At 60.9% G+C, this 21,319-nt stretch carries 16 protein-coding genes and 2 tRNA genes; 10 read left to right on the forward strand and 8 right to left on the reverse strand.

Translation table 11 applies throughout. The features are described 5' to 3' along the window. The first annotated feature begins 6 nt into the window (after nucleotides 1-6). Entirely contained in the window at nucleotides 7-822 is an 816-nt protein-coding gene (locus BF99_RS0107135) for an ABC transporter ATP-binding protein (protein WP_231471337.1), read from the forward strand. A gap of 92 nt (nucleotides 823-914) precedes the next feature. Continuing rightward, complete coding sequence (locus tag BF99_RS0107140) at nucleotides 915-3,572, forward strand: ABC transporter permease (protein WP_025770329.1); 2,658 nt, start codon at nucleotides 915-917, stop codon at nucleotides 3,570-3,572. 91 nt (nucleotides 3,573-3,663) lie between these two features. Here the strand turns inward: BF99_RS0107140 and BF99_RS0107145 are convergent, their stop codons facing one another. Then, a complete protein-coding gene (locus tag BF99_RS0107145) occupies nucleotides 3,664-4,473 on the reverse strand; it encodes a zinc-dependent peptidase (protein WP_156013211.1) in 810 nt (269 codons plus the stop codon). A 465-nt stretch (nucleotides 4,474-4,938) separates the two neighbouring features. On the opposite strand from BF99_RS0107145, the gene BF99_RS0107160 reads away from it, so the two are divergent. Continuing rightward, nucleotides 4,939-6,249: a lactate racemase domain-containing protein gene (locus BF99_RS0107160; RefSeq protein ID WP_025770332.1), complete on the forward strand. Its 1,311-nt coding sequence runs from the start codon at nucleotides 4,939-4,941 to the stop codon at nucleotides 6,247-6,249. Between the two features lie 254 nt (nucleotides 6,250-6,503). Further along, nucleotides 6,504-7,814 (forward strand): NADP-dependent isocitrate dehydrogenase, encoded by a 1,311-nt coding sequence (icd, locus tag BF99_RS0107165; RefSeq protein ID WP_025770333.1) that lies wholly within the window; start codon nucleotides 6,504-6,506, stop codon nucleotides 7,812-7,814. A gap of 137 nt (nucleotides 7,815-7,951) precedes the next feature. Here the strand turns inward: icd and BF99_RS0107175 are convergent, their stop codons facing one another. Further along, a complete protein-coding gene (locus tag BF99_RS0107175) occupies nucleotides 7,952-8,743 on the reverse strand; it encodes a gamma-glutamyl-gamma-aminobutyrate hydrolase family protein (protein ID WP_025770334.1) in 792 nt (263 codons plus the stop codon). A gap of 288 nt (nucleotides 8,744-9,031) precedes the next feature. Between BF99_RS0107175 and BF99_RS20380 the strand changes: the two genes are divergently transcribed. Both BF99_RS20380 and pdxH read left to right on the forward strand, forming a co-directional pair. Continuing rightward, the gene (locus BF99_RS20380; RefSeq protein WP_025770335.1) at nucleotides 9,032-10,153 is read left to right on the forward strand and encodes an SDR family oxidoreductase; all 1,122 of its coding nucleotides are present in this window, start codon (nucleotides 9,032-9,034) and stop codon (nucleotides 10,151-10,153) included. A gap of 21 nt (nucleotides 10,154-10,174) precedes the next feature. Further along, nucleotides 10,175-10,771 (forward strand): pyridoxamine 5'-phosphate oxidase, encoded by a 597-nt coding sequence (gene pdxH / locus BF99_RS0107190; RefSeq protein ID WP_025770336.1) that lies wholly within the window; start codon nucleotides 10,175-10,177, stop codon nucleotides 10,769-10,771. A gap of 159 nt (nucleotides 10,772-10,930) precedes the next feature. On the opposite strand, the gene BF99_RS0107200 is transcribed toward pdxH, so the two are convergent. The 5 genes from BF99_RS0107200 to BF99_RS0107225 form a co-directional block, all read right to left on the reverse strand. Further along, entirely contained in the window at nucleotides 10,931-11,704 is a 774-nt protein-coding gene (locus tag BF99_RS0107200) for an LON peptidase substrate-binding domain-containing protein (RefSeq protein ID WP_025770337.1), read from the reverse strand. 77 nt (nucleotides 11,705-11,781) lie between these two features. Then, entirely contained in the window at nucleotides 11,782-13,254 is a 1,473-nt protein-coding gene (gene mpl, locus BF99_RS0107210) for a UDP-N-acetylmuramate:L-alanyl-gamma-D-glutamyl-meso-diaminopimelate ligase (RefSeq protein WP_025770338.1), read from the reverse strand. Nucleotides 13,255-13,314: 60 nt separating this feature from the next. Next, complete coding sequence (locus BF99_RS20385) at nucleotides 13,315-13,890, reverse strand: RNA-binding S4 domain-containing protein (protein WP_025770339.1); 576 nt, start codon at nucleotides 13,888-13,890, stop codon at nucleotides 13,315-13,317. Further along, entirely contained in the window at nucleotides 13,887-15,284 is a 1,398-nt protein-coding gene (locus BF99_RS0107220; RefSeq protein WP_025770340.1) for a CUAEP/CCAEP-tail radical SAM (seleno)protein, read from the reverse strand. Before BF99_RS0107220 ends, BF99_RS20385 begins: the two co-directional genes overlap by 4 nt. Before the next feature lie 48 nt (nucleotides 15,285-15,332). Continuing rightward, nucleotides 15,333-15,408, reverse strand: a tRNA-Glu gene (locus BF99_RS0107225). 403 nt (nucleotides 15,409-15,811) lie between these two features. Between BF99_RS0107225 and pcnB the strand changes: the two genes are divergently transcribed. Next, nucleotides 15,812-17,155, forward strand: coding sequence for a polynucleotide adenylyltransferase PcnB (gene pcnB / locus BF99_RS20390; RefSeq protein WP_231471335.1), 1,344 nt, complete (start codon nucleotides 15,812-15,814; stop codon nucleotides 17,153-17,155). A 227-nt stretch (nucleotides 17,156-17,382) separates the two neighbouring features. Further along, on the forward strand, nucleotides 17,383-17,916 hold the full coding sequence (gene folK / locus BF99_RS0107240; RefSeq protein ID WP_025770342.1) for a 2-amino-4-hydroxy-6-hydroxymethyldihydropteridine diphosphokinase: 534 nt from the start codon (nucleotides 17,383-17,385) through the stop codon (nucleotides 17,914-17,916). A 192-nt stretch (nucleotides 17,917-18,108) separates the two neighbouring features. Here folK and BF99_RS0107245 read toward each other — a convergent pair. Further along, nucleotides 18,109-18,195, reverse strand: a tRNA-Leu gene (locus BF99_RS0107245). A 388-nt stretch (nucleotides 18,196-18,583) separates the two neighbouring features. On the opposite strand from BF99_RS0107245, the gene queA reads away from it, so the two are divergent. Continuing rightward, nucleotides 18,584-19,792: a tRNA preQ1(34) S-adenosylmethionine ribosyltransferase-isomerase QueA gene (gene queA / locus BF99_RS0107255; RefSeq protein ID WP_025770344.1), complete on the forward strand. Its 1,209-nt coding sequence runs from the start codon at nucleotides 18,584-18,586 to the stop codon at nucleotides 19,790-19,792. Between the two features lie 46 nt (nucleotides 19,793-19,838). Next, entirely contained in the window at nucleotides 19,839-21,002 is a 1,164-nt protein-coding gene (gene tgt / locus BF99_RS0107260) for a tRNA guanosine(34) transglycosylase Tgt (protein WP_051482824.1), read from the forward strand. The last annotated feature ends 317 nt before the right edge of the window (nucleotides 21,003-21,319 follow it).

Here is a 21,319-nt window from a genome sequence, read left to right on the forward strand (position 1 = left end):
CCATCGGTGAATCCATCGATGGATTTCATGATCGAGACCCTATCCGAAATGCAATCCGCAACCCCCGCCTCGGAGCGCTGCGCTCCCTCGCCCGATACCCCGCCCGATAGCTCGACCTCGCAAGACAAGACAATCCTTCGCCTAAGCGATCTCTCGGTGAGGCTGACCGCGGCATCGGGTTCGGTGGACGTTCTGCGGAGTATCGATCTCGAATTGTCCGCAGGAGAGACGGTCAGCATCGTCGGTCCCTCCGGAGCGGGCAAGACCACCTTGTTGATGGTGATCGGGGGCTTGGAGCGACCCTCGAAGGGTCGCATCACGGTTGCGGGCATCGACCTCGCAAGCCTCGACGAGGACGGCCTCGCCGACTATCGGGCGCGGCATGTCGGAATCGTTTTTCAGTCCTTTCATTTGATCCCCACGATGACCGCGCTCGAGAACGTAGCGACCCCTTGCGAGCTGGCGGGAAGGACGGATGCCATCGATCGGGCGCGCGAAGAGCTCGAGTCGGTCGGTTTGGGTCATCGTATCGGGCATTATCCCGGTGAGCTCTCCGGCGGCGAGCAGCAGCGGGTGGCCATCGCTCGCGCCCTGATCAACCGCCCCTCCTTGCTGCTGGCGGACGAGCCGACGGGAAACCTCGATATCGATACCGGTCGTCAGATCGTGCACCATCTTTTCGCCCGCAGCACTGATCGCGGTGCGACCTTGGTCCTGATCACCCACGAGCCGAATTTGGCGGATCTCTGCTCCCGCACGCTGCGTATGGTCGATGGATGCGTGGTCGATGATCGCGCTTCGATCGACGAGAGCCTTGGTTGATCCGCCGAGGCGCCCCTTCGTTTTCGCGCATTGCAGCGAACGATCCCGCGCATGATTTTCCTTCGAGCCCCGGTGTCGGGGAGGGCCACGATATGACGACCGTACCCGCAATGGCTTGGCGGATCGCCCGGCGCGATTTGCGACCCGGGCTGCGCGGATTGAAGGGATTTCGGGTTTTCGTGGGTTGTCTTGCCCTCGGCGTGGCGTCCATCACCGGGGTGCAGTCGACCATGAGCGCGATCTTGGGCGGCTTGCGCGATGACGGACGCACGATCTTGGGCGGGGATATCGTGCTGCGCTCGGTTTATCGGGACCTCGCCGTCGAGGATCGGGCATTCATCGAGACCGAGGCCGCGCGCATCACCCACTTCGTGGAACTACGCACGATGGCGCGTCGTTCGGATCGGGTCGAGTCATCCGATACCGGCACCCTCGATCCGGCGGCGGATGCCTCCAACGAGAATTCCCCGGCGGTTCTCGTCGAACTCAAGGCCGTCGACGATCTCTATCCTCTTTTCGGCACCCTCGAAGCCGTGGATGGCCAAGGACGGGCCTTGTCTTTGGACGACGCCCTTGCGAATACCGGGCGTGGCTGGGGGGCATTGGTGGATCCGGCGCTGGCGAATCGTCTTGCGCTCGGCGCCGGCGATCGGCTGGTCTTGGGCGATATGACCTTCGAGGTGCGCGGCACGATCGTGCGAGAGCCCGATCGGGCGTCATCCGGCGGCCCCTTCGGATTCTGGCCGCGGGTGCTCACGAGCGCGCAGGCCATCGAGGATTCGCAGCTGGTGCGAGAAGGCAGTCTCATCTATCACCAATACGCCCTGCGACTGGATCCGGAGGGAGCGGCGGAGCCCGGGGATGCATCCGGCAGGCTCGACGATTCTCGCGAGCGGATCATCGAGCGCTTGCGCGACGAGGGGTGGGGGGTGCGCAGCTACGAGAATGCCGCTCCCGGTATCGAGCGGGCGACGACGCGCTTGGGTACGTTTTTGAGTCTGGTGGGGTTGACCGCTTTGTTGGTCGGAGGGGTGGGGGTCGGCAATGCGGTGCGGGCGTGGTTGGATAACCGCATCGAGACCATTGCGGTTCTCAAATGCCTCGGGGCCTCGCGCTCGGTGATTTTCCTCGCTTTGTTTTTTCAGCTGATGGTGATTGCCGCGATCGGCATTCTCGCCGGACTCGCCCTCGGAGTCATGGCCTCGGTCATGGCGGCGAAGATCGTCGGGGGAATGCTGCCGGTGCCGCTTAAAGTCGGTCTTTATCCCGAGGCGCTGATGCTCAGCGCGGCATTCGGGTTGTTGACCGCGATCGCGTTCACCCTCTGGCCTCTTTCGCGGGCGCAACAGACCCCGGCGACGACGCTTTTTCGCGGCGGGGGGCTCGCCGCCACCCGTGGAGGTCGTCCCCTTCACTTGCTGATGGCCCTGGCGATGGGCGCCGGATTGGCCGGGTTGGCGGCGGTGAGCGCTCAAAATCAGGCGTTTGCGCTGTGGTTCATCGCCGGAGCGGTGCTGCTGTTGATCCTCCTGCGCGCGATGGGATGGGTGACGGTGATCGTCGCCTCGGCTTGGAGTCGTTCGAAGCTATCCAGAACCGGCCGCATCGGAGCGCGATGGCGCATGGCCGTCGCCAACCTCCATCGTCCGGCGAACGCGACTTCGGATACCGTATTGTCGGTAGGCCTCGGGCTCAGCGTGTTGGTGGCGGTGGCATTGGTGGAGGGAAATCTGCGGCGCGGGATCGTCGATTCCCTGCCCGATGACGCCCCGGCCTTTTTCTTCGTCGGCGTGGAGTCGAGCAGGGTCGACGCCCTTGAATCCGCCCTCGAATCGGTGGATGGGGCGAGGGATTTCCTGGCCCTGCCCTTCTTGCGCGGACGCATCGTGCGGGTCAATGGACTCGACCCCCAGCAAGCCCTCGTCGATGACGAGCACGGTTGGCTGATCCGTGGCGATCGCGGCCTTAGCTATTCGGCGCAGGCCCCGGATGCCAAAGTCGTCGCCGGGCAGTGGTGGCCCGAGGACTATGCCGGCCCTCCCCTCCTCTCGGTGGATGTCGATGTCATCGACGCCTTCGACCTCGGGCTGGGGGATACGATCACATTGAGCGTCTTGGGGCGCGAGATCACCGCCGAAGTCCGGCATGTGCGGGAAGTCGAATGGGAGGGGATGCGCGTCGATTTCGCGCTCCTTCTCTCCCCGGAGCCGATGCGTCGCGCTCCCCATAGCGCGGTGGCCACGATCCGCGCCGACGAGGAGGCCGAAGCCCGGATCGAGCGGTTGCTGGCCGAGGAATTCCCCGAAGTGACCGCAGTGCGGACCCGCGAGGCGATGGCCAGGATCGGCGATCTGATGGGCAGTATCGCGACCGCGGCGCGCTCCGTGGGGGGGCTGACCCTGCTCGTCGGGGCGCTGGTCTTGGCGGGAGCGGTGGCCGCAGGTCATCGTCGACGCACCTTCGAAAGCGTGGTGCTCAAGGTGCTCGGGACCAAAAGGCGCGATGTGGCATTGATCCACGGTACGGAGTTCGCCTTGCTCGGTGCGATCACCGGCATATTGGCGGCGCTTGCGGGCACGCTGGGGGCGTGGGCCATGGTGACTCGGGTGCTGGATCAGGATTGGATTTTTCTGCCCGGCACGGTCGCGCTGACCATCGCTTTTTGCATGGCGCTGACCTTGGCCCTGGGCCTGTGGGGGACATGGCGGGCGCTGGGCGAATCGCCCTCCAACTACCTGCGCAATGAATGAGGGACGGACTTTTCTCGACCTTTCGATCCCAAGCCTCGGCGCGCGCTCCTTCGAAGCCCTTCGATCGCCTTGACAGGGCTTTCTCTTTTTCTCAGGCGATATTCGAAGGGATGCGAGAGAGGGGGTCTTGTCGGTAATAGGCCATCAGCTGATCGTGGACTGCGGGGTAGCATCCTTTGAGGATGGCCGGGCATTCGAAGAAATATTCGCTGACGACGGCGAAGAACTCATCCGGACTCTCGGCGGCGTAAGGGTCGATCTGGGTTTCGAGGCCGGCGTCGGTGCGGGCGCAAAAATCCTCGAAGGCGGCGCTGAAATCCCGATACCAGGATCCCCCGTCCATCCCGGGGTGTAGAAGGGGGAATCCATTGACATCCCCGCTTCTCATATCCAGTTTGTGGGCGATCTCGTGGATCACGACGTTGTAGCCGCTCTCGAGTTGTCCCGAGGCGAGGATATCGTCCCATGAGAGCACGATCGGCCCTCGTTCCCAGGATTCCCCGCTGCATCGCTCTTCCCATTGCGATTCGACGCCGGCCTCGTCCACCGCGATCCCCCGGGAGATGAACTCGCCGGGATAGACGATCACCGAACGCCATCCGTCGCAGGCCTCGATGCCGAGATTGAGCACCGGTAGACAGGCCATCGCGGCCACGATCAGGCGGGCTTCGTCGTCGAGCTCGAGGTTGCCTGCGCCCTCGATGGATTTTCGGCGCAGGAAGGATCCGGCGAGTCGGCGGAGTTCGAGCGTTTGCGGCTCCGGCAGGGTTGCGATGATCGGAAAATCATCCCGTAGTTTTTGCCATGCGCCATCGTCGATCGAATCCGGGAGCGCTTTTTCGCGTCGATGATGATCGGGCAGCAGTCTTTCGAATATGCGCATGGCGCCACGGGGAAACATCGAAAATCCTCCAGGAATCGAAAGATCGAACGCTTGGCCTTTAAGCCCGAGAATATCGCTCGCAATACCATCGGATGGTCATGAAAGGAGCGGGCGGCGGATGATTCGAATCGGCGTTCCCGAGATGATCGATCGATGGTGCCGGACTTTCGAACCGGGACTCGAAGATGGCATCGTCGATGGATCCGGTGCCGACGGGGCTTGGGCGAGGATCGTATGATCCCGATCATCTCATCGAAGGATCATACGAAGCCTTTTTCCTTTCGCACCCGTAGCCTAAGCCCAAGGGTGCGAAATCGCGCGGCTATCGCGATCGATCGAGCGCACGCTCGCAGCTCGGCTTTTTTCGTCGAACCCGACTCGTTCGATCATCCGATGATCGTCGAAGGGCGAAGATCCTTCGAATCCGAGCCGATATCGATCATCGCCGAGCGGCAACTCGACCACCGCAGGAGGGTTTGAATCATGCACAACGATACCCGTTTTTCACTCGATAAAGCGCAGGCGGGAGTGGGGATCGAGGATGCTCCTGCACTTTTTCGTTTGCGACAACGCTTCTTGCGACCGGTGGAGGATATCGAGGTTGCGGTTGCGCGCGAGATCGCCCCTTTTCTCGAGGGGGTTCGAAAGGGGCAGCGCATAGCGATCACCGGCTCGAGTCGGGGGATCGTCGATCTGCGTCGGATATTGCGCGCCTGCGTCGATGCTCTGCGCACAGTCGGGGCCGAGCCCTTCGTGGTTCCGGCGATGGGCAGTCATGGCGGGGCCACGGCCGCCGGTCAGCTACGGGTGCTCGAAGAGACCCACGGCATCGACGAGCGGAGCGTGGGATGTCCGATCGAATCGGATATGGAGGTGGTGCAGATCGGTACCACATCCACCGGATTCCCGGTGTTTCAAGACCGGCTTTCGTACGAGGCGGATGGGGTGCTCGTCGTCAATCGCATCAAACCCCATACCGGATTTACCGGTCGGGTGGAAAGCGGTATCTGCAAGATGCTGGTGATCGGGCTCGGCAAGCAGGCCGGGGCCTCGAGGATTCACCAGCAGGCTTTGCGCGAGGATATGGGTCGCTTGGTGCTCGAATCCACCCGCATCATCGTCGAATCGAAGCGTCCCCGCCTGATAGGGGCGATCGCTTTGTTGGAGAACGCTTTCAAGGAAACCGCCTCGGTGCGGGGCATCCCGGTGCACGATTTCGATGCTCTGGTCCAAGCCGAGAGCGAATTGTTGGATCAGGCCCGATCGCTTCTTCCGCGCCTGCCTTTCGAATCCATCGACGCCTTGATCGTCGACGAGATCGGAAAGAATATCAGCGGGTCGGGGATGGATACCAATATCATCGGCAAGAAGCAAGGGATGGATAGCCCTCGAATCGGGGCGATCTATGTCAGAGGATTGAGCGAGGCCACCCACGGAAATGCGACCGGGATCGGCAATGCCGATTTGATCCCGCGCGCCTTGTGGCCCGAGATCGATCTCTCATCGACCTATATGAACGCCTTCACCGCCAAGCGATTGATGATCGCGCGCATCCCGATGATGGTCGAAAACGAACTCCAAGCCTTGCAAGTGCTGCTCAACTTTCGCGCTCGACAAGCCCCCGATTCCTTGCGCTTGCTCTGGATTCGAAACACCTCCGCCTTGGACGAGATGTGGGCCTCGGAATCGTTGCTCGACGAGGCGCAGGCGGATTCCCGGATCGAGGTTTTGAGCCCCCCCGAACCCCTTGGCTTCGACGATAGCCTGGACTTCGTATTGCCGCCCCGGCCTTGAATCGACGGAAATCGCTCGGGTCTTTCGGTATTTCAAAAAATCATCGAAATTCGAAACCGTCGATGCCTTATCGTTCGGCAAGGCCGGCGCCGATGCGCCCCCGACGGGGGATAGGGTTATCATTGCAAGAATGAGACCTTGTGGCGAAGCGACGAGGTCGGTGATTTTCTCGCATGCGGGACCGGCGTTTTTTTGCCGATCCCCGCCTCATTTTCGAAGACCGCCTCGTTTTTTCGATCGAAGAGCCAAAAATTATGACCAGCGACAATCCCCTTTCCTCCCAAGGCAGTGCGATCACCATCGGTGGCGACGGCACGCTTTCGGTCCCCGATCGCCCGATCATTCCCTATATCAGCGGGGACGGCATCGGAGTCGATATCACGCCGGTGATGAAAACGGTCGTCGATGCCGCGGTGGAGCGGGCCTATCGAGGAAGTCGCCGGATCGAGTGGATGGAGGTTTTTGCCGGGGAGAAAGCCAATTCGTTGACGGGATCCTGGCTTCCGGATGAGACCGTCGAAGCCATGAGGAAATACTTGGTCTCGATCAAAGGCCCGCTGACCACTCCGGTCGGTGGAGGCATCCGCTCTCTCAATGTGGCGGTGCGCCAGATCATGGATCTCTATGTCTGTCTGCGACCGGTGCGCTGGTTCGAGGGAGTGCCCTCGCCGGTGCGCCACCCCGAGAAGATGAATATGGTGATCTTTCGGGAGAATACCGAGGATATCTATGCCGGTATCGAATTCGAGTCCGGTAGTGCCCAATGCGCGAAATTCCTGGAATCGTTCGAGCGGAATTTCCCCGAATCCTTCGCAAAAATTCGCTTTCCCGGCAGTTCCGGCATCGGCATCAAGCCGGTATCCCAAGAGGGCTCGGCGCGATTGGCGCGGGCCGCGATTCGCTATGCCATCGACAACGGCCGCAAGAGCGTCACCTTCGTCCACAAGGGCAATATCATGAAGTTCACCGAGGGCGCTTTTCGCAATTGGGGTTATGAAGTGGCCGACCGGGAATTCCACGATCGAACCTATACATGGGCGAAGTGGCAGCGGAGCGTGGATCGAAACGGGCAGGAGGCCGCGGATAAAGAGCAGGAAGAGGCTCTCGCCGCCGGCAAGATCCTATGCAAGGATGCGATAGCGGATATCACTTTGCAGCAGGTACTGTCTCGGCCCGGCACCTTCGACGTGATCGCCACCACCAATCTCAACGGGGATTATCTTTCCGACGCCTTGGCGGCCCAGGTCGGGGGTATCGGCATCGCTCCGGGGGGCAATATCAACTACGAAACCGGGCATGCGGTATTCGAAGCCACCCACGGCACGGCGCCTTCTTATGCGGGCCGCGATATGGTCAACCCCGGATCGCTCGTGCTTTCGGCGGAGATGATGCTGCGTTATATGGGTTGGAAGGAGGCGGCGGATCGGATCGTCGAGGCCATGGACGCAGCGATCGCCTCCAAGCAGGTCACTTATGATTTCCATCGATTGATGAAGGATGCGCGCAAGGTATCGTGCTCGGAATTCGGGGGCATCATGGTCGAGAGTATGCGCGCAAGCGATTGATCGCCTCGAATCCCTCGCTCGTTGGCAAGATGGATCGCCGCCATGACAAAGAGCACCGAGGGCGATGATTCGAATCACTTCCTACCGGAGCTTCGGATGATCGATCCCTCGCCGAAATCCGATCTTCAAGGCGTCCCTTAAGTATCCCGCAGACGGGCGCGAGTGCGAGCGGCGCGCCCGAACTCCTCGAAAAGCCGACGCGAGAGGGTATGCTCTTCCGGCTTCCACTCCGCATGCCATTGCACGCCGACGGTGAAACTGCGATCATCGCGCAGGCGCACCCCCTCGATCACCCCGTCGTGGCTGGTGGCCTCGACCTCGAGATCGTCGGCCAGTCGATCGATGCCCTGACCGTGCAGGGAGTTCACCATCACTTCCTCTTTTCCCGCAAGGCGCTCGAAGAGTCCGCCGGGAGTCAAGCGCACCGGATGGCGAAGTCGGAAGATCTCCTCTCGGCTGACATCCTCGCGCTGGGGCATCCGATGATCGTCGGTATCCTCCAACAGATGCAATCGGTAGTGCAGCGATCCCCCCAAAGCGACATTCATCTCCTGGATGCCGCGGCAGATCCCTAAAACCGGCACCTCGGCCGCGATGCATGCCCGCACCATCGTCAATACCACCGAATCCCGCTCGGGGTCGACGATCTCGTCCTCGGGAAAAGCCTCTCCTTGATAATGATGGGGTTCGATATTCGCCCGCCCCCCGGTGAGAAGTAGCCCATCGATACGGTCGACGAGATCGTCTTTCGCATCCGAATCGAGTCGCGCTCCCGAAGCCGGCAGGAGGAGGGCCAAGCATCCGGTGAAGCGCTCCACGCAATCGATATTGAGCGATCCGGTTGCGTGGATCGGATAATTCCCCCTTGCGGAGAGCATCGTGCTGGTCGAGATGCAAACGAGGGGTTTGGTGAATCGCTTGCGCGTCATTCCGATGTCTCCATGCGCGGATAAAAAAGAACGAGGATGCCCGAAGTGGATTCGATCTTCGATGAGATGGATAAGTGGATGTCTTATAAGATCGTAAGATCGTATGCAGGAAGATCGCAGGTGGTGGAGGGGTATTTTAGACGGCTTGTGAGTCGATGATCTCGGCTTTTCGAAGCGCGGCGTCGATTTCGAAGGGGCTTGCTTCGTCGATCTTAAGACTTATGCGATGATCGCCCTTGTCGCCCGCGGCGTAAAGGCGTCGATCCATTCGAACGATCCGGAGGCGAGATGGGAGGTTTTTACCGCAAGGATCGAGCATCGAAGCCTTGCCTCGAAGAGGGGCGAGGCGCGATCTTCGCCGATCCGAATTCCGATAACGAGGATATCGGGCGGGGCGGTGCGGACAATCACGATCCCGGCGAGTACGAATCATCGGCCTCGTCGAGATCGGGTCCGTCGAGGATCGAGGCGGTGATCGCCGGATGCGGCGATCTGGGGACCGCGCTGGGGTTGATATTGGCGGCCCGAGGAGCCCAAGTCACCGGTATTCGGCGATCGACGATCTCTCTCCCGGCCCCCTTGCGCACCCTTTCTTTGGATCTCGCCGATCTCGATATGTCGAAGGGTCGGCAGGTGCCGTCGCTGATGACCGCCGATATCGTGGTTTATGCGGTCGCCGCCGGTCGCCGGGACGAGGATGCCTATCGAAGAGCCTATATCGAAGGGGTCGATGCGCTGTCGAGGGTGCTGGAGATGCGCGATACCCCCCCCAAGCGGTTTTTTTTCGTCTCCAGTACCTCGGTCTATGGTGAATGCGCCGGTCGTCCGGTGGATGAGGATACCCCGCCGCAGCCGCAGGGTTTCCCCGGGGAGTCGCTTTTGGCGGGGGAGCGGCGAGTGTTGGAGAGCCCGCTTCCGGCCACGGTCGTGCGCTTGGGGGGTATTTACGGCCCCGGTCGCACTTGGTTGATCGATCGCGTTCGACAAGGCGGGCGATGCCTTTTCGATCCGCCCAAGTTCACCAATCGCATCCACCGGGACGATGCGGCCCAGGCCATCGCCCACCTTGCCGATCTTGCGCAGTCTCGGCCGATCGCCGACACCTATATCGCGGTGGATCACGAGCCGGCTGCCGAATGCGAGGTGATGGAATGGCTCGCAAAGCGGATCGGCGCTCCGCCGGTGGAGCGGGCTCGAGGATCGAAGTCCCTCGATTCGACGCCCGGGGCGGGCGGCGGGAAGCGATGTCGCAATGGGCGGCTTCTTTCCGAGGGCTATGTCTTTCGCTATCCGAGTTATCGGGAGGGTTATCGAGCCGTGCTCGAGGGAAAAGGAGTACGCTATCGCCCGGCGAAGGGCGGTCGAGGCGCGATCGTCGAGCCCGTGGAATCCGGCCCTTCATCCTCATGATCGAAGCGAGAGATCTTTTCAATGACGCTTTTTCGCGACGCCCTCGAGCGTTTCGGGGATCGATACCGCCGGGCGGCCGACTGCTCTTTGAACGAGCCGAGTGCGATGACCCTTTCCACGGTCGATGCCGACGGATGTCCGTCGGCCAGGGTGGTGCTGCTCAAGGGTTTCGATGAAAGGGGGTTCGTCTTCTATACCAATACCTTGAGCCGCAAGGGACGGGCTTTATCCGCCGACCCCCGCGCGGCATTGTGTTTTTTCTGGGATCCCTTGATGGAGCAGGTGCGCATCGAGGGTACCGTCGATACCGTATCCGATGCGACCGCCGATGCTTATTGGCAAAGCCGACACCCCGACAGTCGAATAGGCGCTTGGGCATCGAAGCAATCCGAGCCCTTGGAGAGCCGCCGAGCCTTGGAAGACAGGATCGAAGCCTTCGCCACCCGCTTCGAAGAGGAGGGAGATATCCCTCGTCCTGCGCATTGGTCGGGTTATCGCTTGCTCCCGGATCGCATCGAGTTTTGGCGATCGCTGCCGAATCGTTTGCACGAGCGAGTCCTCTATCGAAGGGATGCGACCGCACCCGGCGGATGGAGCATGGGCTTGCTCAATCCGTAGATGTGGTCGATCGGATCCGGTCGCTCGGATTCGCTCGGCCAGTCGAGGGGCGATATCGAGTCTTGGATGCGTTATCCAAGGGATGGATCGAATGGGGATCCAAAGAGGATCGAGAGCCTTTTTTTCCGATGATCGCCTTCGATCTTCTCGATGCACCGGTCAATGCACCGGTCCGACGGGTCGGCCGCCCTCCAAGAGCATTTCGATGATCCGCCGGATTTCGTTCAAACGCTTCAAGGGATCCTCGATTTCGAGAAAATGCTGTTTCCGGACCAAGGGAATCGGCAGCAGCTCGCTCATCCGATAGCCGAGCCAACTGGCATCGTCGAAGCGAGGTGCCGTCGAATGCCCCGAAGGATGCAGATGGGTGTGGATATGGCGCAGTAGATCGGCCATGGGACGATATTCATCGGGGACGATGCAAGCGGGCTCCTCGGGCAGCATCCGGGCCGAGATCGCCACCCGAAGATCATCCGCTCGGATCGTGAAATCGCCGATGCGCACTCTTCGGCCGCCCAAGGCGGTGATGCCGAGCAGCCCGTCTTCGAGCTGTCCCCAATCGACGATGCGGGCGAGGGTGCCGATGCGATGGGTGATCGACCGGCCCGTCTTTTCCTCCCCGTCATCGATTCCAAGGCGATTGCCTTTATCTCCATCGCTCTCGTCGATCGCCTCGCCCTCGCTCCGGTCAATCGCTTCGTTTGTGCGAGTCAAGGCGACGATGAAGGGGGCGTCTTTTTGCAAGCGCTCGCCGACCATATTCACATAGCGAGGCTCGAATATCCTAAGAGGCAAAGAACCCTCGGGATAGAGCACGGTATCGAGCGCGAAGATCGGCACTTCATCCAACACTCGATTCCGATCCGATGCTTGCGAGTCGATCGAGGGCGAATCGCTCGAGGATGCGCCGAGGGTTTTCAATGTCCCGGGCATGGTTTTCTCCCTTGTGCGGGATCGGCTTGGCGATCGCGTCGGTCAATGAGGCCATCGTCTTCGATCTCGGTTTGGCATCATGAACGGCTTTGCAAACGAGCGACGAGGCGCTCTTGAATGCCGGCGAATCCGGCATTGCTCATGACGAGAATCGCATCCCCTTGACGGGCGGCGGCGCCGCATTCGTCGACGATGGTCTTTATATCATCGCATATCCGAAAGTCGTTTCGCGATCGCTCGGCCAAGTTCGAGAGTCGGCTCATTTCATCGGGGGACGAGGATCTCGTCGGTGCGAGGATGCGCACCATATCCGCTCGTGCCAAGCAAATCGGGAGTCGATCATCGTGCGCTCCCGCCCGCATGCTGTTGGATGCGAGCTCGAGCACCGCGATCACCTTTGAAAATCCCATCGATCGAAGGGTGCGGATCGAGGCTTCGATCGCCGTCGGGTGGTGGGCGAAGTCATCGAAGAGGGCAACGCCCTCGATCGTCGCCCGATGCTCCAAGCGTCTTTTCACCCCCGGGAATCCGGCGATGGCGCGGGCCGCGGATTCGGCATCGATGCCGACGTGACTTGCGGCTGCGATGGCCGCAACGGCGTTGGAGATATTGTGCTCCCCGCGCAGATCCCATGCGATTTCGGCGATTGGGCGACCTCGCCTTCGCAGCTCGAAACGGCGACCGTCGAGGGTCATCGACCGTGCGCTCCATTCGACCCTTTGCCCTTGCGGATCCCTCGCCTTGCATCCCTCATCGTGTATGCCGAATCGTTCCACGCTCGTCCAGCATCCCATCTTCAGCACCTCGTCGAGGGCGGCGTCCTCGGCCTTGGCGATGATTTTGCCGGGCAAGGGCGCTTCATCGCTTGCTTGGCTCGTCGGCATGGCCCCTTCGCCTTGCGGGCCGGGCACGATGCGTATCAGGTGATGGAATTGACGCTTGATCGCCGCCAAGTCATCGAAGATATCGGCATGGTCGAACTCGAGATTGTTCAATACGAGGGTGCGGGGGCGGTAGTGGATGAATTTGGAACGTTTGTCGAAAAAGGCGGTGTCGTATTCATCGGCCTCGATAACGAAAACTCGATGCGGACCCCCGCTTCCCAATCGGGCGCCGGCCTTGGATCGGGCCGGGAGGCCCCCGATCAAAAAACCCGGATCGAGCCCCGCTCGGCCTAGGATATGGGCGATCATCGCGCTGGTGGTGGTTTTGCCGTGGGTTCCGGCGACCGCGATGACATGGCGCCCCGGCAATACCCGATCGTGTAGCCATGCGGGGCCGGAGGTATGCCGAAGATCCCGCTCCAAGATGGCTTCGACGCAAGGATTGCCGCGCCCCAGAGCATTGCCGACGATCACCAGATCCGGAGCGGGACGGAGCTGGGCCGGATCGTAGCCATCGATGGGTACGATGCCCTCAGCGTCGAGCAAATCGCTCATCGGAGGGTAGATATTGCGGTCGGCGCCGCTGACTCGATGCCCCATCTCCTTGGCCAGCAGCGCCAGCCCGGCCATGAAGGTGCCGCAGATGCCCAGGAAATGAATATGCATGAGGCAAAGTGGATCTGTGAGCGCTCGACGATTCGGCCCGATGATTCGGCTCGGCGATCCCTATTCCTCGAAGCCATCTTCCGCCGGCGGCGAGCGATCCGGCGGGGCTTGGGATAGCGGCGGCTCGATCCCCGAGGGCATCGCGGCGGGCCCGTCGTCGAGTCCTCCTCGGCTCCGATAGGCGCGCCCTTCGCGGCGATCGCGTCGGAAATGACGATCGTTTCGCTTGGCGCGCCGGGCCGCGGCCCGCTCGCGCCTTGCATCCTCGCTCGTTCGCCGCTCGATACTGTCTTGGGTCTCTTGATATAGCCGCTGGGCCAAAGGGGCGGATCGGCGTCGTTCGTATAATCCGATGACCACGATCTCCCACTCCTGCATCCCGCGCCGCACCCTCACCGATTCCCCGCGTCGCAGCTTCCGCGAGGGCTTGATACGCTGATCCGATATGCGCACATGCCCGCCGGAAATGGCTTGCGTCGCCGCCGAGCGGGTCTTGAAAAAGCGTGCGGCCCAGAGCCATTTATCGATCCGCAACGCATCGAGGGAGGCATCGTCCGCGGGCTCGTCGCGATCGCCTTTTTCGATTCGATCCGGGTTCGGCTCGGGTGCGCGTCGGTGCACCGCCAAGCGAGTCATGTCGGCCCCCGAAGAGAGGCGAGCTGGCGTACGGTCGGCTCGGCGCAGCAGTACCAAGGCTCGGAATGGGCGGGGATGGGAGATCCGATATCCGAGGGCAAGATCGGCGGATCCTCTCCCATGGCCTCGGCGGTGGCGCCAAGGATGCGTTCGAAGGTGGTGCGGCGGGGCTCGTCTCGATCGGCGGCGTCCTGGGCGATGGCCTCCACCCTTTTTTGCAGGGCATCGACGGCCGGATTTCGATGCTGCCAAGGATGGCCGAGGAGTCTTTCGTCGAAATCCCCGACGATATCTTCGAAACCCTCGATTTCGAATAGGAGCGATCCGCCGGGAACCAATAGCCGGATCGCCAGCTGCACCGCAGGCACGCTTTCGACCAAGCGCAGATCGATCAGCCGTTGCAGCAGCTGCATATACCCCGCAAGGCTCGTCCATGGCGTGAAGGGGACGAAGGTCGGGGAAAGAGCGATGCCCGCCTTTCGCACCAGTTCGACCGCCTGCTCGAAGTCGCTTGCCCGATGCCCCTTGGCGAGCCGCTCGAGGATCGCATCGTCGATCGATTCGACCGCGGATATAAGGAAGAGGCAGCCGGTATCGGCGAGTGTCGGCAGGATCTCCCGGTGGCGGACGATGTGTTCGATCTTGATCGTCGCATCGTAGGTGATCGAGGGAAAGCGCCGATTCAAGGCCTCGACGATGCGCAGGGCATGGGTCGGGCCGTTGAGGAAATCGGGGTCTCCGAAGGAGATATGTTCGGCCCCGGCCTGCACTTGATCGGCGATATCGTCGATGACGATATCCACGGGGACGATCCGGAAACGTCCCCGATAGACGGGGGTCACCGGGCAATGGCGACAAAGATGCTTGCATCCGCGCGAGCCCTCGGCGAAACCGAGGGTGCGCGAGTGGCCGTCGGGCATATTCAAAGCCGCATAGCGATCGAGGGCGGGCAGGGAAGCGCGCAAGGGAGGGCGAAAATCGATGCGAGCGGTATCGCCGACGATCCCGAGATCGGGGTCGGTGGATCCTTTTCGTATGCGTTCGGCAAGGGCGAGCAGGTGCGGCTCGTACTCCCCGCCGATGATCGTGCCCACCCCGAGGGCTTGCAAGCGACGAGCGTTGGCCGGAGCGTAGAGGCCATAGGCGCAAAGGACGGCATCCGGAGCGCCCTTTCGAATATCGGCGAGCAGTTCGAAGGCCATCGAAGTGGCGGTATGCATCGGCAGGTGAAGGGCGATCATCGATGCATCGGCAAGCCCTCGGGCGGGCAGCGGATCGACCGCCAAGTCGATGGTTCGAGTATCGAATCCGGCATCGTCGAGCCATCTTGCAGGCTCGGCCAAGCCGAAGGGCTGGCGCCCGAGTTCGTAGAAATTGATCAAAACGACGCGCATCGTCCGATCGCCCGAGAAAGGCCTTGGCGGCGGGATCCGGCGGTGATTTGGCGCTCCCTAGGGGAATCGAACCCCTGTCCCCACCGTGAGAGGGTGGTATCCTGAACCGCTAGACGAAGGGAGCGTTTTCGAAAATATCGCTTGCGGCGAGTGCGACAAGGCGGATAAGAAGAAACGATCATTCGAAAGGAGGCGATGATCGGCGAGCATCCCTTCGAATCCGAAGAAAAAGAACGATGCACCGAAATCCCTGGTTGGTAGAGTATCATATCCAAAATCGACAATCCTCGAAGTTGCGCTCGATCAAGGTTCCAAGCGGATTTTTTACCGTCCAATCTCGGTCGAGACTCGAAAAAAGCCGACGATCGGCAAAGGGCTATCAAGCCAAGGGACGGGGATTTTATCGCCCGATCCCACCGCATCGTCCAATATCGTTTTTCAAAGTGCTTTTTCAAGGATTATTTTCGGGGCCGATTCGGGCCCCTTCCATCGGAGATGAAAGAATCTCGAAACCCGATATCGTCCCCTTGGCGGAGCATGGCATCCGCGAAGGGGATATAAGCCAAGCCTCTTCGGACGTCCTGCGCACTTTGATCGATGCCGGCCACGAGTCCTATCTCGTCGGTGGCAGCGTGCGTGATTTGCTGTTGGGGGTCAAGCCCAAAGACTTCGATGTCGCCACCGATGCCACGCCGGAGTCGGTGCGCGCGCTCTTTCGTCGCTGCCATCTCATCGGTCGTCGCTTTCGTTTGGCCCATGTCCGCATGGGGCGCGAGGTGGTGGAAGTCGCCACCTTCCGCGCCAATCCCGATGCCGACGATGGTAGCGTCGGTGATGACGATCCCCGCTATCGTCGCGTCGATGGCCGCATCGTTCGCGATAATGTCTACGGCAGCCTCGAAGAGGATGCTTGGCGGCGGGATTTCACCGTCAACTGCCTTTATTACGACCCCCGCGATCGGAGCATCGTCGATTTCACGGGGGGGTATGAGGATCTTCGAGAGGGTCGGCTGCGGCTGATCGGCGATCCCGTCGATCGTTATCGCGAAGATCCGGTGCGAATGCTAAGAGCGGCGCGTTTTGCGGGCAAGCTCGGATTCGAGATCGAAGCCGATACCGGCAGGGCCATCGGCGAAATGGTGGGCTTGCTCGAAGATATCCCCGAGGCTCGTCTTTATGAGGAGACGGTCAAATTCCTGATGAGCGGCTCGGCGGTGGCGATTCACGATCGGCTGCGGCATCACGGGCTCTTGCGCTTTCTTTTCCCCGAGCATGCCTTGCATATCGAGAAAAACCCCGATGGTCCGGCGGATCGCTTGGTACGCAGGGCCCTTGCCAACACCGACGAACGCTTGCGCGAGGGCAAGCCCGCCACGCCGGCATTTCTCTTCGCCGCCTTGTTGTGGGAGCAGGTACGCTCGGGTAGCCAAGCCCGCTTGGCCCGAGGGATGTCCCCCGTTCCCGCCTGCGAAGCCGCCGGGGCCGAGGTCATCGCCCGCCAAAGCATCTCCATCCCCAAGCGCATATCCTCGATGATGAACGAGATTTGGGGGATGCAAGCGAGGCTGGCCCATCGTCGGGGGCGTTCGGTGCGTAAACTGACCATCCATCCGCGTTTCAGGGCCGCTTGCGATTTTCTCTTTTTGCGTCATGAAGCGGGAGAGAGCGATCTTGGCGATCTCGTGCAGCGATGGTTTCGTCATTATCAGTCGAGCGAAGGGCAATCCGGCGAAGGCGCCGTCAAAGCGCAAGGGGATGTCGAAGGAAGGGAGCGCACCCCGGCGGCGGCCCGCAAACGCCGCCCGAGGCGGGGGCGGCGCTATTCTCGCCTCGGGCGAGGCGATTCATCGGCCGAGCCCCTCGCCCTTTGATCCTATCGGGAGGGCGCAAGGGCGGGATCGAAAAGGATGGGATCCATCGACGAGATCGAAAAAGGGGGTCGGTGGATGGCATCGACGAGCGCCTGCTTTGCCTGTGATATGCCCTGCGCCCTTATTACCCGACCGCCCCGACGAGGATATAAGGGGATAAAGAGGCGAGAGGCTCTTATCGTCTTGTCGTCGCTCTTCGATCATTGCCCCCGAGGTCATCGCTGACCATGCGCTCGTCATGCGCCTTTATCGGTGTCGGATCGAATCTCGGCGAGTCCTTGATGCGGATTCAAGTCGCTTTGGAGCATCTCGATCGCGCATCGAATATCCGCTTGCGGATGCGCTCTCGCATCTATCGCAATCCCCCGATGGGACCTGTCGACCAGCCCGATTATTTCAACGCCGTCGTTGCCGTCGAGACCGCGCTTGCCCCGGAAAATCTATTGGCCGAACTATGGCGTATCGAAGCCCTCGGAGGGCGCAGGCGGGAAATGGAGAGGGTGCGTTGGGGCCCCAGATCGTTGGATCTCGATCTGCTTCTCTATGACGACGAAGTGATCCGCAGCGATATTTTATCGGTGCCCCATCCGGGGTTGATGAAGCGGATCTTCGTGGTGCGCCCCTTGCTCGAGATCTGCCCGGATGTCTTTATCCCGGGTCACGGCCTCTTACGCTCGATGCCCTTGCCCTCGGGCGCCGAGACCTTGGTGGCGGTGGATGAGGCGGAGACGGACGAGGATATGAAGATGGGTCTTGGATGATATCTCGATGTCCGCTCGATGTCCCGAGGTCGCTCGATGCCCCCGAAGTCGGATGAGCCGGCTAAGCATCGAGTTCGAAGAACGATGAAGAAGGTGGCGATAAGGAAGATATCGAAAGGGGATATTCGATTCGATTCGCTCCCTCGCCGCCGATTGTCCGCAGGCGTTGCCAGGAGCGATAGGAGAGTAAAGTGGTGCCGGGAGCGAGACTCGAACTCGCACACTGTTACCAGTACCGGATTTTGAGTCCGGCGCGTCTACCAATTCCGCCATCCCGGCTCTTTCGCTCGTCCCTCGTATCCGCCCTTTTCATTCCTCTTATATTCCTTCGAATCCCATCGATGGTGCTTGCATTCAAGGCTTCGAATCGAAGCGTCCTCGGATGCGATAACGAGGGGATCGAAATATCCGATAAGGTGATTGCGAGGAATCGAATGCGAATTATAAGGCAAAGCGAGGCATCGAGCCATGAATTTCATGATCGGGCGATCATCGAGGATGAGGATCGAGGCCTCGAACGTCGCGCAAAGATTGCGAGATCGGTGCGATATCTCGGCACCGAGAGCATCTGCTCGGTGATGTTCGCGCGGGATTTGCTACTATCTCGATTTCTTCTTTCGTTTTTTCGCGTTTTTTCGTCGACATGATATTCGCCCCGACTCGGGCCGTGCACCTTTCCGATTTCACTTTCGATCTCCCCGCAGAGTCGATCGCGCAGGAGCCGCCTTTGCGGCGGCGCGACAGTCGCTTGATGGTGCTCGACGATCCGGCTCGCTCGGCATCCCCGATGCACCATCGTTTCCCGGCGCTGCTCGATTATCTTTCCCCCGGCGATTTGGTGGTGTTCAACGATACCCGGGTGATTCAAGGGCGTTGCTTCGCCACCAAGCCCAGTGGCGGCCGGGTCGAAATCATGGCCGAGCGCATCACCGGTCCGAAGCGCCTGCGGGCGTGGTTGCGATCGCGGCGCGCTCCGGCACCGGGGACGGTACTCCTTCCTCGAGATCGGCTCGATCAGGGTGTCGATGAGGCCATCGTCGATGAGGCTATCGTCGAATCGCAAAAAGAATCGCAAAAAACGCCGATGCCCGCTTGTCGTTTCGTGGTCGAAGGTCGCAAAGGCGAGCTTTTCGATCTGGAATTCGAGGGACCGGGGACGGTGAGGGATTTTTTACAAGCATGCGGATCCATTCCCCTGCCGCCCTATATTCGCCGCAAGGCCGATTCTTTGGATAAAGAGCGCTATCAAACCGTCTACGCCCGGCACCCCGGGGCGGTGGCCGCTCCCACCGCCGGCTTGCATTTCGACGAGGAGATGCTCGAGGGGATCGCGCAGCGCGGGGTGGAGGTGGGATTTTTGACCTTGCATGTCGGGGCCGGAACCTTCGCCCCCTTGCGGGGGGAGGATATCGAAAAGCGGACCTTGCATAGCGAGTGGATGGAGGTTTCGCCCGAGCTAAGCGCTGCGATCGCGCGTACCAAGGCGCGTGGAAGGCGGGTGGTCGCCATCGGCACCACCACCTTGCGGGCCTTGGAGAGCGCCTCTTCTTCGGGTCAGACGAAAGCGATGCAATCGGAGAGCGATCTATTCATCCTTCCGGGCTATCGCTTTCGCTGCGTGGATATGCTGCTCACCAATTTTCATCTCCCTCGCTCTTCCTTGTTGTTGCTGGTCTGCGCTTTTTCCGGCACCCGGCGGATCCTCGATGCCTATCGAGAGGCGATCTCCTCGGGCTATCGCTTTTACAGCTACGGCGATGCGATGCTGCTCTTTCGTTCGGCGACGGACGATCCCTCATTCGCCGCCGACCCCCCGATATCGAGGGATGCACCGAGCGACCCCGACAATCCTTACCCAAACGATCCCGATCGCTGATCGCGGCCAAGCGATCTCCAATCCACAATCCGACGATCATCGACCGATGAGCCCTCAGTCCTTCAATACTCACCCCCCCGCCGCCGGTTCTTTTTTCTTTTCCCTCGTCGCAAGCGACGGCGATGCGCGGCGCGGGCGGATGCATTTCCCCAAGGGTCTCGTCGAGACCCCGGCATTCATGCCGGTGGGCACCCGAGCCACGGTCAAATCGATCACCCCCGAGGAGATCGAATCATCGGGGGCCCAGATCATCGTCGCCAATACATTCCATCTGATGCTTCGACCCGGAGCGCAAACCATCGAGACCCTCGGCGGTCTGCATCGCTTCATGCACTTCGAGCGACCGATCCTGACCGATTCGGGTGGCTTTCAGGTCTTCAGTTTGGGGGCGTTGCGGCGGATATCCGAAGCCGGGGTCGAGTTTCGATCCCCCATCGACGGGTCTAGGGTCTTTTTGGATGCGGAGCGCTCGATGGCGGTACAACGCTCGCTGGGATCGGATGTGGTCATGGCTTTCGACGACTGTACCGAGCATCCTGCGGATGAGCGTCGGGTGCGCGAGTCGATGGAACTCTCCTTGCGCTGGGCGGCGCGCTCTCGCCTTGCCCACCGAGGCAATCCGAATGCGCAGTTCGGGATCGTCCAAGGCGGAATGGACCAAGGACTGCGCGAGCGCTCCGCCAAGGCCCTGCAGGATATCGGTTTCGATGGCTATGCGATCGGCGGTTTGGCGGTCGGCGAAGCCTTCGAGATGCGTCTGCGGGTGCTCGATGGAGTCCTGCCGCATCTGCCGCAGGATCGGGTCCGTTATCTGATGGGGGTGGGGACTCCCGAGGATTTGGTCGAGGCGGTGATGCGCGGGGTCGATCTCTTCGACTGCGTATTGCCCACCCGCAATGCGCGCAACGGCTATCTCTTCGTTCCTTGGGGGACGGTGAAGATTCGCAATCGGCGCTATCGCACCGACGAGCGGGCGATCGATCCCGCTTGCGATTGTCCCGCTTGCCTTCATTATTCGAGGGCTTATCTACATCACCTCGATCGCTGCAACGAGATGCTCGGTGCGAGGCTCCAATCCCTGCACAATCTGCACTATTACCAGCGCTTGATGCGCGAAATGCGTAAGGCCATCGTCGAACGGCGCTTCGCCGCTTGGAGGGATGATTTCATCGAGCGTCGATCACCCAAGGAAAACGACGATGGCGGATGATCTGCGAAAGTGAGATGCGAAAGAGGAATCGGCGGCGAAAAGGCGCTTTTTTCCGCAGCGCTTCGTCCTTCGATGATCGTCGGCTGAAAAAAAGCGCGCAAAAGCCCATCCATCGACGGATATCATGCGATAATAGCCCGATAGAGAAAAAGGGATTCGAAGGCGCAAAAGATCGAGATCGAGAAGGCGAAAGGGATCATCGCCCCTGTCGGGCGATGATGCGACGAAAGCGAGCGAAAACGGGGCTTCGGCGTTCACCGGCCAAGCACCTTTTCAATCGTTTTTTTTCGCCTCTTTCAGACCATCGAATCCCGAGG

Origin of the sequence: Thioalkalivibrio sp. HK1 (assembly GCA_000583135.1) — a bacterium.
Lineage (GTDB): Bacteria > Pseudomonadota > Gammaproteobacteria > HK1 > HK1 > HK1.